Below are 13,204 nucleotides of genomic sequence, written 5' to 3'. Positions count from 1 at the left end.
GACACGGAGCGTACTTAACCGTGTTCGGTCCGTACAATCGGTTCCCGCAACTCCGCCGCTCGCGCGCGGTAATCCGGTTCGGAGCCCGACGCCCCGCGCGATAGGCTCGGGGCTCCATTGATTTTTCGCGGAAGAGCGGGAAGCAGGTGCGCGCGGTGTCCGGTGGAGAGGTGGCCGGGATCCTGGTGGCCGTCTTCTGGGCGATCCTGGTCTCTTTCCTCGCGGTGGCTCTCGTGAGGCTGGCCCAGACGCTCAGGGCGACCACCAAGCTCGTGGCGGACGTGACCGACCAGGCCGTCCCGCTGCTCGCCGACGCCTCCGCGGCCGTACGCTCCGCGCAGACCCAGATCGACCGGGTCGACGCGATCGCCTCCGACGTCCAGGAGGTCACCTCCAACGCCTCCGCGCTGTCGACCACCGTCGCCTCCACCTTCGGCGGCCCGCTGGTCAAGGTCGCGGCGTTCGGCTACGGCGTGCGCCGGGCACTGTCCGGCCGCAAGGCGGACGTGCCCGCCAGGGAGCCCAGGCGTACCGTGATCGTGGGCCGGACCGTGCCCGCCGCGCGGCGGAAGAACCGGGGAAAGTAGGAGCCAGGCAGATGTTCCGCCGTACCTTCTGGTTCACCACCGGTGTCGCCGCCGGTGTCTGGGCCACCACCAAGGTCAACCGCAAGCTCCGGCAGCTGACCCCGGAGAGCCTCGCCGCCACCGCCGCGAACAAGGCGCTGGAGACCGGCCACCGGATCAAGGACCGGGCGATCGGCTTCGCGCTCGACGTCCGCGAGAACATGGCCCAGCGGGAAGCGGAGCTGGGGGACGCGCTGGGCATCGACGCGGACCCCGAACTTCCCGCACCCCGGCGGTTCACCGCCGTCGAGAACAACCGCAGCAACCCGAAGTACATCGAGAACACGACGTACTCGTACGACCGGAATGAGGACCACTGATGGAGTCGGCAGAGATCCGCCGCCGCTGGCTGAGCTTCTACGAGGAGCGCGGTCACACCGTCGTCCCTTCGGCGTCGCTCATCGCGGACGACCCGACTCTGCTCCTCGTCCCGGCCGGCATGGTGCCCTTCAAGCCCTACTTCCTCGGCGAGGTCAAGCCGCCGTGGGCGCGCGCCACCAGCGTGCAGAAGTGCGTGCGCACCCCCGACATCGAAGAGGTCGGCAAGACCACCCGGCACGGCACCTTCTTCCAGATGTGCGGCAACTTCTCCTTCGGCGACTACTTCAAGGAAGGCGCCATCAAGTACGCCTGGGAGCTGCTCACCAGCCCCCAGGACAAGGGCGGTTACGGCCTGGAGCCGGAGAAGCTCTGGATCACCGTCTACCAGGACGACGACGAGGCCGAGCGCATCTGGCACGAGGTCGTCGGCGTGCCCAAGGAGCGCATCCAGCGCCTCGGCATGAAGGACAACTACTGGTCCATGGGCGTCCCCGGACCCTGTGGCCCGTGCTCCGAGATCAACTACGACCGCGGCCCCGAGTTCGGCGTCGAGGGCGGCCCGGCCGTCAACGACGAGCGGTACGTGGAGATCTGGAACCTCGTCTTCATGCAGTACGAGCGTGGCGAGGGCATCGGCAAGGACAACTTCGAGATCCTCGGCGAGCTGCCGAGCAAGAACATCGACACGGGCCTCGGCCTGGAGCGACTCGCCATGATTCTGCAGGGCGTGCAGAACATGTACGAGATCGACACCTCCATGGCCGTCATCGAGAAGGCCACCGAGCTGACCGGCGTGGCCTACGGCGACGCGCACGGCTCGGACGTCTCGCTGCGCGTGGTCACCGACCACATGCGCACGTCGGTGATGCTCATCGGTGACGGCGTCACCCCCGGCAACGAGGGCCGCGGTTACGTGCTGCGCCGGATCATGCGCCGCGCCATCCGCAACATGCGGCTGCTCGGCGCCACCGGTCCGGTCGTCCTCGACCTCATCGACACCGTGATCCGGATGATGGGCCAGCAGTACCCGGAGCTGGTCACCGACCGCGAGCGCATCGAGAAGGTCGCCGTCGCCGAGGAGAACGCCTTCCTCAAGACGCTGAAGGCCGGCACCAACATCCTCGACACCGCCGTCACCGAGACCAAGGAGTCCGGCGGCACGGTCCTCGCCGGCGACAAGGCCTTCCTGCTCCACGACACCTGGGGCTTCCCGATCGACCTCACCCTCGAAATGGCCGCCGAGCAGGGCCTGGCCGTGGACGAGGAGGGCTTCCGCCGCCTGATGAAGGAGCAGCGGGACCGCGCCAAGGCCGACGCCCAGGCCAAGAAGACCGGGCACGCCGGCGCCGGCGCCTACCGCGAGATCGCCGACAAGACCGGCGAGACCGACTTCATCGGCTACTCCGACACCGAGGGCGAGAGCACGATCGTCGGCATCCTCGTCGACGGCGTCTCCTCGCCGGCCGCCACCGAGGGCGACGAGGTCGAGATCGTCCTGGACCGCACCCCGTTCTACGCCGAGGGCGGCGGGCAGATCGGCGACACCGGCCGGATCAAGGTCGACACCGGTGCCGTCATCGAGATCCGCGACACCCAGAAGCCGGTGCCCGGCGTCTACGTCCACAAGGGCGTCGTCCAGGTCGGCGAGGTGACGGTCGGCGCCAAGGCCCACGCCGCGATCGACCAGCGCCGCCGGACCGCCATCGCCCGCGCCCACTCGGCCACCCACCTCACCCACCAGGCGCTGCGCGACGCCCTCGGCCCGACGGCCGCCCAGGCCGGTTCGGAGAACCAGCCCGGCCGCTTCCGTTTCGACTTCGGATCGCCGTCCGCCGTCCCGACGGCCGTGATGACCGACGTCGAGCAGAAGATCAACGAGGTGCTCGCCCGCGACCTGGACGTGCGCGCCGACATCATGGGCATCGACGAGGCGAAGAAGCAGGGCGCCATCGCCGAGTTCGGCGAGAAGTACGGCGAGCGGGTGCGCGTGGTGACCATCGGCGACTTCTCCAAGGAGCTGTGCGGCGGCACCCATGTGCACAACACCGCCCAGCTGGGCCTGGTGAAGCTGCTCGGCGAGTCGTCGATCGGCTCGGGTGTGCGCCGTATCGAGGCCCTCGTCGGCGTCGACGCCTACAACTTCCTGGCCCGTGAGCACACGGTCGTCGCCCAGCTCCAGGAGCTGATCAAGGGCCGCCCGGAGGAGCTCCCCGAGAAGGTCTCCGCCATGCTCGGCAAGCTGAAGGACGCCGAGAAGGAGATCGAGAAGTTCCGTGCCGAGAAGGTGCTGCAGGCCGCCGGCGGTCTGGTCGACTCGGCGAAGGACGTCCGCGGGATCGCCCTGGTGACGGGGCAGGTCCCGGACGGCACCACGCCGGACGACCTGCGCAGGCTGGTCCTCGACGTGCGGGGCCGCATCCAGGGCGGACGCGCCGCCGTGGTCGCCCTGTTCGCGGTCAACAACGGCAAGCCGCTCACGGTCATCGCCACCAACGACGCCGCGCGCGACCGCGGCCTCAAGGCCGGTGACCTGGTCCGTACCGCCGCCAAGACCCTCGGCGGCGGTGGCGGCGGCAAGCCGGACGTCGCCCAGGGCGGCGGCCAGAACCCGGCCGCCGTGGGCGAGGCCATCGACGCCGTCGAGCGTCTCGTGGCCGAGACCGCCAAGTAAGAAACGGTTACGAGGATGCGCAGAGGACGTCGGCTCGCCGTCGACGTCGGGGACGCCCGGATCGGGGTCGCCTCGTGCGACCCCGACGGGATCCTGGCGACCCCCGTCGAGACCGTCCCCGGCCGGGACGTCCCCGCCGCCCACCGCCGGCTGCGGCAGCTGGTCGAGGAATACGAGCCGATCGAGGTCGTCGTCGGCCTCCCGCGCTCCCTCAAGGGGGGCGAGGGTCCGGCCGCCGTCAAGGTCCGGGCCTTCGCCCAGGAGCTGGCCAAGGGCGTCAGGCCGGTGCCGGTCCGGCTGGTCGACGAGCGGATGACGACCGTGACGGCCAGTCAGGGACTGCGCGCCTCGGGAGTGAAGTCCAAGAAGGGACGCTCGGTCATCGACCAGGCGGCCGCGGTCATCATCCTTCAACAGGCGTTGGAATCCGAACGGGTGTCAGATAAACCACCCGGCGAGGGCGTCGAAGTGGTCATCTGATCGCGATACGGTAACGTTCCGCGCGATGCGATGGTTTTCGAACAGCCACCGCACAGCAAGAGTCGGTACGACAACCGGCCCACCAGCCGCGTTTCGCGCCGCCTCGCGGCTCTAGGGGATCGATGACTGAGTATGGCCGGGGCGAAGGCTCCGAACCGTGGCATCCGGAGGACCCGTTGTACGGGGACGGCGGATGGGGAGGACAGCAGGCCCACGTGGGTCAGCAGTCCCCCTACGGCGGCCAGCCGCAGCACTATCCGCAACAGCCGCAGCAGCAGTACGGCGAGTGGAGCCGGCACCAGCAGGGCGGGTACGACCAGCACCAAGGCGGGCAGCAGTACGCGTACTACGACGAGCAGGGGCAGCTTCGGTACGCCGACGGACAGGGCCGGCAGCAGTACGACCAGCAGCACGCCGGCCAGGCACAGCAGCAGTACCACCAGGGCGGTTGGGACGCGACCGGCACCCACGGCCAGGTGCCCTACGCCGCCGACCCGGGCGACCCCTACGGCCAGCAGCCGGTGGCGTACGGCGGGGAGCAGCCCGACTTCTACGGCACCGACGACGCCTACCCGCCGCCGGAGCCGCCCGGCCGCCGGCGCCCGGATCCGCAGCCGGAGCCCGCCGTCGAGGAGGAGGAAGACCAGCACCCCTTCTTCACGGGTGCCGACGACGGTGACGATGATGACGACGACCCGAAAGGGCGCCGCGGTGGTGGCCGCGGCAAGGACGCGAAGGGCGGCAAGGGAGCCAAGAAACGGCGCAACGGCTGCGCCTGTCTGGTGGTCTGCCTGGTCTTCGGCGGGGGTGCGGCCGGAGTCGGCTACTACGGCTGGCACTTCTACCAGAACCGTTTCGGCCCGGCCCCCGACTACGCGGGCGGCGGCAGCGGCTCGGTGACCGTCGAGATTCCGAAGGGCGCGGGCGGATACGACATCGGCAGGCGGCTGAAGGACGCCGGTGTCATCAAGAGCGTCGACGCGTTCGTGGCCGCACAGTCGCAGAATCCCGACGGAAAAACGATTCAGGCAGGCGCTTATCTCCTGAAGAAGGAGATGTCCGCAGCCAGCGCCGTGCAGTTGATGCTCGACCCGAAGAGCAAGGCCAATGTGGTGGTCACCCCGGGCGAGCGCGCGGCGGCCGTCTATGTGGCCCTCGACAAACAGCTGGGCCTCTCCTCCGGCACCACCAGGAAGGTCGCCAAGAACGAATACAAGAGCCTGGGGCTGCCGAGCTACGCGAACACCGACAGTAAGATCATGGACCCACTGGAAGGCTTCCTCTTCCCGGGTACCTATCCCGCGGCCAAGGGCATGAAGCCCGACGCGATCCTGAAACAGATGGTCGCCGCGGCGAAGGAGGAATACGCCACCTACGACCTCGCGGGCCAGGCCAAGAAGTACGACCTGGACAACCCGCTGCAGGTCATCACGGTCGCGAGCCTCGTCCAGGCCGAAGGAAAGACGCACGACGACTTCCGCAAGATGGCGGAAGTGGTCTACAACCGTCTCAAGTCCACGAACACCGAGACGAACCGGTTGCTCCAATTCGACTCGACCTTCAATTACCTGAAGGGCACGAGCAACATCCATATCAGCGAGTCGGAGATCAACAGCAACCAGGACCCGTACAACACGTACACCCAGAAGGGTCTCCCGCCCGGCCCGATCGGCAACCCCGGCGACGAGGCACTGAAGGCCGCGCTGAATCCGACCGACGAGGGCTGGATGTATTTCGTGGCGACCGACGGCGTGAACAACACCGAATTCGCCAAGACCAACAGCGAATTCGAGAAGCTCAAGGAAAAGTTCAATGCCACCTCGGGCCACTGACGCCCGCAGGGCAGCCGTGCTCGGCAAGCCCATCGCCCACTCGCTCTCCCCGGTGCTGCACCGGGCCGCGTACGACGAACTCGGGCTCACCGAGTGGTCGTACGAGCGCTTCGAGGTCGACGAGACCCGGCTGCCCGGTTTCCTCGGGCAGCTGGGACCGGAGTGGGCGGGGCTGTCGCTGACCATGCCGCTGAAGCGGGCGGTCATCCCGCTGGTCGACGAGATCAGCGAGACGGCCGCCTCGGTCGACGCGGTCAACACGGTCGTCTTCACGGAGGACGGCCGACGCCTGGGGGACAACACCGACATCCCGGGCATGGTCGCCGCGTTGCGTGAGCACGGCATCGAACAGGTCGACTCCGCCGCCGTCCTCGGCGCCGGGGCCACCGCCTCCTCGGCGCTGGCCGCCCTCGCCCGGATCTGCACCGGCGAGGTCGTCGCCTACGTCCGCAGCGAGGAGCGCGCCGCCGAGATGCGGCACTGGGGCGAGCGGCTCGACGTCGACGTCCGCACCGCCGACTGGGCCGACGCCGCACAGGCCCTGCACGCCCCCCTGGTGATCGCCACCACCCCGGCCGGCACCACCGACGCGCTCGCCGCGGCCGTACCCGAGCGCCCCACCACCCTCTTCGACGTCCTCTACCACCCCTGGCCCACGGCGCTGGCCGCACGCTGGTCCATGTTCGGGGGAGCCGTGGTGAGCGGGCTCGACCTCCTGGTGCACCAGGCCGTGCTCCAGGTCGAAGAGATGACCGGACGGGTTCCGGTGCCGGTGGACGCGATGCGCCGGGCCGGGGAGAAGGCGCTCGCCGAGCGCTGACCCGGTCCACGTCCGCGTCCGTCTGCTGGACCGGGGACCGGGTCCACCACCCGGACGTGGGAGGATCGGACACGGCGGACCGGGGCCGCGCACCCGGTCGGGCCGTCGCCGTACGCGAGGACGCGTGTACGCAGGGCAGTACCAGGGCGCGAGCACTGAGGAGCACCGTTGAGCAGGCTGCGTTGGCTGACCGCGGGGGAGTCCCACGGTCCCGCACTTGTCGCGACGCTGGAGGGCCTTCCCGCCGGCGTGCCGATCACGACCGAGATGGTCGCCGACCACCTCGCGCGGCGGCGGCTCGGTTATGGGCGCGGTGCGCGCATGAAGTTCGAGCAGGACCAGGTCACCTTCCTCGGCGGGGTCCGGCACGGTCTCTCGCTCGGCTCGCCGGTCGCGATCATGGTGGGCAACACCGAGTGGCCCAAGTGGGAGCAGGTCATGGCGGCCGACCCGGTCGACCCCGAGATCCTCGCCGGGCTGGCCCGCAACGCCCCGCTGACCCGTCCGCGTCCCGGCCACGCCGACCTCGCCGGCATGCAGAAGTACGGCTTCGACGAGGCCCGGCCGGTACTGGAGCGCGCCTCCGCGCGGGAGACCGCGGCCCGGGTGGCGCTCGGCGCGGTCGCCCGGTCGTACCTGAGGGAGACGACCGGCATCGAGATCGTCTCGCACGTCGTCGAGCTGTGCTCCGTGAAGGCACCGAAGGGCGTGTACCCCACCCCGGCCGACGTCGAGAAGCTCGATGCCGACCCGCTGCGCTGCCTGGACGCCGACGCGTCCAAGGCGATGGTCGCGGAGGTCGACCAGGCCCACAAGGACGGCGACACCCTCGGCGGCGTGGTCGAGGTCCTCGCCTACGGCGTACCGGTCGGACTCGGCTCCCACGTCCACTGGGACCGCAAGCTGGACGCCAGGCTCGCCGGGGCCCTGATGGGCATCCAGGCGATCAAGGGCGTCGAGATCGGCGACGGCTTCGAGCTGGCCCGGGTGCCCGGCTCCCAGGCGCACGACGAGATCGTCGGCACCCCCGAGGGCATCCGCCGCGCCTCCGGCCGCGCCGGCGGCACCGAGGGCGGCCTGTCCACCGGTGAGCTGCTGCGGGTACGGGCCGCGATGAAGCCGATCGCCACCGTGCCGCGCGCCCTGCAGACCGTCGACGTCACCACCGGCGAGGCCACCCAGGCCCACCACCAGCGCTCCGACGTCTCCGCCGTGCCGGCCGCCGGCATCGTCGCCGAGGCGATGGTCGCGCTCGTCCTCGCGGACGCGGTCGCCGAGAAGTTCGGCGGCGACTCGGTGCCCGAGACCCGCCGCAACGTCCGCTCGTACCTCGAGAACCTGGCCATCCGGTGAACCGCGCACCGAGGGTGGTGCTGGTCGGACCGATGGGCGTCGGCAAGTCCACGGTCGGCGAGCTGCTCGCCCAGCGGCTCGGGATCGGCTACCGCGACACCGACGGGGACATCGTCGCCGCCGAGGGCCGCGCCATCGCCGACATCTTCGTCGCCGACGGCGAGGCGGCCTTCCGGGAGATCGAGAAGCGGGCGGTACGGGTGGCGCTGGCCGAGCACGAGGGGGTCCTCGCCCTCGGCGGCGGCGCGATCCTCGACGCGGACACGCGGGCGCTGCTCGCCGGCCGGCGGGTGGTCTACCTCTCCATGGAGGTCGAGGAGGCCGTGAAGCGCACCGGCCTCAACGCGGCCCGGCCGCTGCTGGCCATCAACCCGCGCAAGCAGTGGCGGGAACTGATGGAGGCGCGGCGGCACCTGTACGAGGAGGTCGCCACGGCCGTCGTGGCGACCGACGGGCGCACGCCCGAAGAGGTCACCCAAGCAGCGCTGGACGCACTGGAGTTGAAGGAAGCATGAGCGAGGCAGTCACCCGGATCCAGGTCGGCGGCACGGCGGGCACCGAACCGTACGAGGTCCTGGTGGGCCGGCAACTGCTCGGCGAACTGGGCGGGCTGATCGGTGAGCGGGTCAAGCGGGTCGCGGTGATCCACCCCGAGGCGCTCGCCGAGACCGGCGACGCCCTCCGCGCGGACCTGGCCGGGCAGGGCTACGAGGCGGTCGCCATCCAGGTGCCCAACGCGGAGGAGGCCAAGACCGCCGAGGTCGCCGCCTACTGCTGGAAGGCGCTCGGACAGTCCGGGTTCACCCGCTCCGACGTCGTCGTCGGCGTGGGCGGAGGGGCGACGACGGACCTGGCCGGTTTCGTCGCCGCCACCTGGCTGCGCGGGGTCCGCTGGATCGCGGTTCCGACCACCGTCCTCGCCATGGTCGACGCGGCGGTCGGCGGCAAGACCGGCATCAACACCGCCGAGGGCAAGAACCTGGTCGGTGCCTTCCATCCGCCGGCGGGCGTGCTCTGCGACCTTGCCGCGCTGGACTCCCTCCCGGTCAACGACTACGTCTCCGGGCTCGCCGAGGTCATCAAGGCCGGTTTCATCGCCGACCCGGCGATCCTGGACCTCATCGAGTCCGACCCCGGGGCCGCGCGCACCCCGGCCGGCCCGCACACGGCCGAGCTGATCGAGCGCTCCATCCGGGTCAAGGCCGAGGTCGTCTCCTGCGACCTCAGGGAGTCGGGGCTGCGGGAGATCCTCAACTACGGCCACACGCTCGGCCACGCCATCGAGAAGAACGAGCGCTACAAGTGGCGGCACGGTGCCGCGGTCGCCGTCGGCATGCACTTCGCCGCCGAACTGGGCCGGCTGGCCGGACGCCTGGACGACGCGACGGCAGACCGCCACCGCGCGATCCTGGAGTCGGTGGGGCTTCCGCTGCACTACCGGTACGACCAGTGGCCCAAGCTGGTCGAGACCATGAGGGTCGACAAGAAGTCCCGCGGTGACCTGCTCCGCTTCGTCGTCCTGGACGGCCTCGCCAAGCCGACCGTCCTGGAGGGCCCGGACCCGGCCGTGCTGCTCGCCGCCTACGGCGAGGTCGGACAGTAGGTCCGCGGCTGTTCCTTCTGCCCGGTTCGCCTCCCGGCACGGGCACTTCGTACCGCCCCCGGCCGTTTCACCAAACGACGACCGGGGGCGGTACCGTTCGGTAACGAGCGCAGCCGAACATGACGAGACGGAGTGGCACCGGATGCAGCACGCAGTGGGATCTCCGCTGCCGCCGCCCCATCAGCCGGGGCAGGGACCGACCGGCTGGCCGCCGGCCGCACACCACCCGGGAGCGGCGCAGGGCCCCGCGCCCGTGCCGCCGCCCCCGGCCGCACCCCCGCAACCACCGGTTCCGCCGCCACCGTTGCCCTCGGCCCCGCCGCCCCCCGACGCCACGGGCCATGTGCCGCTGCCGCCGGGCGCCCCGGTGGGCATCCCCGCCGCCCCCCCGGCCGCGACCGCCGTGCCCGACGCGACCAGCACCACCCTGGCCGTCCTGCTCATCGGCCCGGCGGGCGCGGGCAAGACCAGCGTGGCCAAGTACTGGGCCGGCCACCGCAGGGTCCCGACCGCCCACATCAGCCTCGACGACGTCCGCGAATGGGTCCGTTCCGGTTTCGCCGACCCCCAGTCCGGGTGGAACGACAACTCCGAGGCCCAGTACCGCCTGGCCCGCCGCACCTGTGGCTTCGCCGCGCGCAACTTCCTGGCCAACGGCATCTCGTGCATCCTCGACGACGCGGTCTTCCCCGACCGCCCGGTCGTGGGCCTCGGCGGCTGGAAGCGCCACGTCGGCCCCGGCCTGCTCCCCGTCGTCCTGCTGCCCGGACTCGACATCGTCCTGGAGCGCAACGCCGAACGCACGGGCAACCGCCGCCTCACCGACGAGGAGGTGGCCCGCATCCACGGCCGCATGGCGGGATGGTACGGCTCGGGCCTCCCGATCATCGACAACTCCCAGCTGGACGTGGAGAGCACGGCCCGGGTGCTGGACGAGGTGCTGGCGCGGGCGATAGCGAGCCCACCGAGCTGGTGAGGACGGGTGGCACCGGCTCCCTGATTCCCGGGAGGCGCGGTCAGGTGTGCTTCCGGGGGCGCGGGGAACCGCGCGATCGGCCCCCGCCGGCCCGCACCGGGACCCGCACCCGGATCCGCACCGGAGCCCGCATGCGGCAGGAGCGCCCGGTCACCCCACTCGGCTCTCCCCAACCGGCACAAACCGCCCGCGACTCCTACGCTCGACTCATGTCAGAGGTGTACGCCACCCGCCGAGCCCGCCTACGGGACCGCTGCCAAGCCGGCGGCAGCGCCTCCGCCCTGGTCTCCCGCCCGGCCAACGTGAGGTACCTCGCCGGCGCCGCTCCGGCCGGCTCCGTCCTGCTGCTCGGCAGACGCGAGGACCTCCTCGTCAGCCCCGGCCCGCAGGACGACCGCCCCACCGAGGCCCGACCCGACGACTCCCTTCGACAGCACCTCCTGGAGGGACCCGGCGGCGACCCCGCCGTGGCGGCGGCCGGTCTCGCCGCCGACCAGGACGCCGACGCCCTCGCCGTCGAGGAGCATCACCTCACGGTGACCCGGCACCGCGCCCTCGCCTCGGTCGCGCCCCGGCTCCGCCTCACCGACCTCGGCAGCGCCGTCGAGCAGCTGAGGGTGGTGAAGGACGAGGAGGAGATCTCCTGTCTCCGCATCGGTGCCGAGATCGCCGACCAGGCCCTCGGGGAGCTGCTGGAGTCGATCCTCGTCGGCCGCACCGAACGGCACCTCGCCCTGGAGCTGGAGCGCCGCCTGGTCGACCACGGCGCGGACGGCCCGGCCTTCCCGACTTCCGTGGCGACCGGACCGAACTCGGGGCGCCGCGGTCACCGCCCCACCGACCGGCGGGTCGAGGAGGGCGACTTCCTCTCCGTCTGCCTCGGTGCCGCCTACCGCGGCTACCGCTGCGAGATCGGCCGGACCTTCGTCATCGGCACCTCGCCCGCCGACTGGCAGATCGAGCTCTACGACCTCGTCTTCGCCGCTCAGCGGGCCGGCCGGGAGGGCCTCGTACCAGGGGCGGCCTGCCGTGACGTGGACCGCGCCGCACGCCAGGTGCTGGACTCCGCGGGCTACGCCGGGGGACTGCAGCCCCTCACCGGACACGGAGTCGGACTCGAAATCGACGAGGACCCGCAGCTCGCCCCGTCGTCCATGGGTAAACTGGACGCTTGCGTGCCGGTCACCGTCGAACCGGGGGTCCACCTCCCGGGCCGGGGCGGTGTCCGGATCGATGACACGCTCGTCGTACGCCCTGAGGCGGACGGCGGACCCGAGCTACTCACCATCACGACCAAGGAGCTGCTCGCGCTGTAGCGCGTGACCCGAAGTCGTACGTCAGTCCAGGAGATTCCGCAACCGTGGCTTCCACGAACGACCTCAAGAACGGCCTGGTGCTCAAGCTCGACGGGGGCCAGCTCTGGTCCGTCGTCGAGTTCCAGCACGTCAAGCCCGGCAAGGGCCCGGCCTTCGTGCGCACCAAGCTGAAGAACGTGCTGTCCGGCAAGGTGGTCGACAAGACCTTCAACGCCGGCGTCAAGGTCGAGACGGCCACCGTCGACAAGCGCGACATGCAGTACTCGTACAAGGACGGCGAGTACTTCGTCTTCATGGACATGGAGACCTACGACCAGCTGCACATCGACCCGAAGGCCGTCGGGGACGCCGCGAACTTCCTCATCGAGGGCTTCACCGCGGTCGTCGCGCAGCACGAGGGCGAGGTGCTCTTCGTCGAGCTGCCCGCCGCCGTCGAGCTGGTCGTCGCCGAGACCGAGCCGGGCGTCCAGGGCGACCGCTCCACCGGTGGCACCAAGCCCGCCACGCTGGAGACCGGCCACCAGATCCAGGTCCCGCTGTTCATCACGACCGGCGAGAAGATCAAGGTCGACACCCGTACGAGCGACTACCTCGGCCGGGTGAACAGCTAACCGTGGCTGCCCGCAACACGGCCCGCAAGCGCGCCTTCCAGATCCTCTTCGAGGGCGACCAGCGCGGGGCCGACGTCCTGACCGTTCTCGCGGACTGGATCAGGCTCTCCCGGGACGACACCCGACAGCCGCCGGTGAGCGAGTACACGATGCAGCTGGTCGAGGGCTACACCGAGCACGCGCGGCGGATCGACGAGCTGATCTCGCAGTACGCGGTCGGCTGGACGCTCGACCGGATGCCGGTCGTCGACCGCAACATCCTGCGCCTCGGGGCCTACGAGCTGATCTGGGTCGACGAGACGCCGGACGCGGTCGTCCTCGACGAGATGGTGCAGCTGGCGAAGGAGTTCTCGACGGACGAGTCGCCCTCGTTCGTGAACGGGCTTCTCGGACGGCTGAAGGAGCTCAAGCCGTCGCTGCGCCGGGAGGCGTGAGCCGACGAACGCCGGAGGGCCCGCAGCCGTGTGCTGCGGGCCCTCCGGCGTTCGTGTGCCCCGTGGGGCGCATGGTGCGGTCGTCGGGCGGCTGCAGGGCCTGTGGGGGGCTTGCCGGGCCGTTCCTCCCGCGGTCTTCGGCCGGGGGTGCCCCCAGCGCC

General features: G+C 70.9%; 13 protein-coding genes. All 13 read left to right on the top strand.

Features of this window, described 5'->3' with window-relative positions:
* Positions 1 to 146 precede the first annotated feature (146 nt).
* Positions 147 to 587, top strand: a complete 441-nt coding sequence (locus tag ACZ4O3_RS26865) for a DUF948 domain-containing protein (protein ID WP_384993818.1) — start codon at positions 147 to 149, stop codon at positions 585 to 587.
* 11 nt (positions 588 to 598) lie between these two features.
* On the top strand, positions 599 to 946 hold the full coding sequence (locus ACZ4O3_RS26860; protein ID WP_362713809.1) for a hypothetical protein: 348 nt from the start codon (positions 599 to 601) through the stop codon (positions 944 to 946).
* Positions 946 to 3,618, top strand: coding sequence for an alanine--tRNA ligase (alaS, locus tag ACZ4O3_RS26855; protein ID WP_467724649.1), 2,673 nt, complete (start codon positions 946 to 948; stop codon positions 3,616 to 3,618). Before ACZ4O3_RS26860 ends, alaS begins: the two co-directional genes overlap by 1 nt.
* 15 nt (positions 3,619 to 3,633) lie before the next feature.
* Entirely contained in the window at positions 3,634 to 4,098 is a 465-nt protein-coding gene (gene ruvX / locus ACZ4O3_RS26850; RefSeq protein ID WP_467724647.1) for a Holliday junction resolvase RuvX, read from the top strand.
* A 122-nt stretch (positions 4,099 to 4,220) separates the two neighbouring features.
* Entirely contained in the window at positions 4,221 to 5,930 is a 1,710-nt protein-coding gene (gene mltG, locus ACZ4O3_RS26845) for an endolytic transglycosylase MltG (protein WP_362728045.1), read from the top strand.
* Positions 5,911 to 6,750 (top strand): shikimate dehydrogenase, encoded by an 840-nt coding sequence (locus ACZ4O3_RS26840; RefSeq protein ID WP_362728043.1) that lies wholly within the window; start codon positions 5,911 to 5,913, stop codon positions 6,748 to 6,750. Before mltG ends, ACZ4O3_RS26840 begins: the two co-directional genes overlap by 20 nt.
* Before the next feature lie 168 nt (positions 6,751 to 6,918).
* Positions 6,919 to 8,103 (top strand): chorismate synthase, encoded by a 1,185-nt coding sequence (gene aroC, locus ACZ4O3_RS26835; RefSeq protein ID WP_362728041.1) that lies wholly within the window; start codon positions 6,919 to 6,921, stop codon positions 8,101 to 8,103.
* Between the two features lie 32 nt (positions 8,104 to 8,135).
* Positions 8,136 to 8,618, top strand: coding sequence for a shikimate kinase (locus ACZ4O3_RS26830; protein WP_384994068.1), 483 nt, complete (start codon positions 8,136 to 8,138; stop codon positions 8,616 to 8,618).
* On the top strand, positions 8,615 to 9,706 hold the full coding sequence (aroB, locus tag ACZ4O3_RS26825) for a 3-dehydroquinate synthase (protein ID WP_362732269.1): 1,092 nt from the start codon (positions 8,615 to 8,617) through the stop codon (positions 9,704 to 9,706). The genes ACZ4O3_RS26830 and aroB overlap by 4 nt, the downstream gene beginning before the upstream one ends.
* 142 nt (positions 9,707 to 9,848) lie before the next feature.
* Positions 9,849 to 10,682, top strand: coding sequence for a Pro-rich N-terminal domain-containing protein (locus tag ACZ4O3_RS26820; protein ID WP_467724644.1), 834 nt, complete (start codon positions 9,849 to 9,851; stop codon positions 10,680 to 10,682).
* Between the two features lie 209 nt (positions 10,683 to 10,891).
* Complete coding sequence (locus ACZ4O3_RS26815; RefSeq protein WP_362731103.1) at positions 10,892 to 11,998, top strand: aminopeptidase P family protein; 1,107 nt, start codon at positions 10,892 to 10,894, stop codon at positions 11,996 to 11,998.
* Positions 11,999 to 12,042: 44 nt separating this feature from the next.
* Entirely contained in the window at positions 12,043 to 12,609 is a 567-nt protein-coding gene (efp, locus tag ACZ4O3_RS26810; protein ID WP_384993843.1) for an elongation factor P, read from the top strand.
* Positions 12,610 to 12,611: 2 nt separating this feature from the next.
* A complete protein-coding gene (gene nusB / locus ACZ4O3_RS26805) occupies positions 12,612 to 13,043 on the top strand; it encodes a transcription antitermination factor NusB (RefSeq protein ID WP_384993846.1) in 432 nt (143 codons plus the stop codon).
* The last annotated feature ends 161 nt before the right edge of the window (positions 13,044 to 13,204 follow it).

The sequence above is a fragment of the Streptomyces sp. NPDC026515 genome, assembly GCF_055567595.1.
This window is presented reverse-complemented; position numbering and strand designations above follow the sequence as displayed.

What these genes read in the sequence shown, in the direction of transcription:
- ACZ4O3_RS26830 (WP_384994068.1), top strand. Translation starts at nt 8,136, where the DNA reads ATGGGCGTCGGCAAGTCCACGGTCGGCGAGCTGCTCGCCCAGCGGCTC.
- ACZ4O3_RS26815 (WP_362731103.1), top strand. Translation starts at nt 10,892, where the DNA reads ATGTCAGAGGTGTACGCCACCCGCCGAGCCCGCCTACGGGACCGCTGC.
- ACZ4O3_RS26840 (WP_362728043.1), top strand. Translation starts at nt 5,911, where the DNA reads ATGCCACCTCGGGCCACTGACGCCCGCAGGGCAGCCGTGCTCGGCAAG.
- ruvX (WP_467724647.1), top strand. Translation starts at nt 3,634, where the DNA reads ATGCGCAGAGGACGTCGGCTCGCCGTCGACGTCGGGGACGCCCGGATC.
- alaS (WP_467724649.1), top strand. Translation starts at nt 946, where the DNA reads ATGGAGTCGGCAGAGATCCGCCGCCGCTGGCTGAGCTTCTACGAGGAG.
- mltG (WP_362728045.1), top strand. Translation starts at nt 4,221, where the DNA reads ATGACTGAGTATGGCCGGGGCGAAGGCTCCGAACCGTGGCATCCGGAG.
- aroB (WP_362732269.1), top strand. Translation starts at nt 8,615, where the DNA reads ATGAGCGAGGCAGTCACCCGGATCCAGGTCGGCGGCACGGCGGGCACC.
- ACZ4O3_RS26820 (WP_467724644.1), top strand. Translation starts at nt 9,849, where the DNA reads ATGCAGCACGCAGTGGGATCTCCGCTGCCGCCGCCCCATCAGCCGGGG.
- ACZ4O3_RS26860 (WP_362713809.1), top strand. Translation starts at nt 599, where the DNA reads ATGTTCCGCCGTACCTTCTGGTTCACCACCGGTGTCGCCGCCGGTGTC.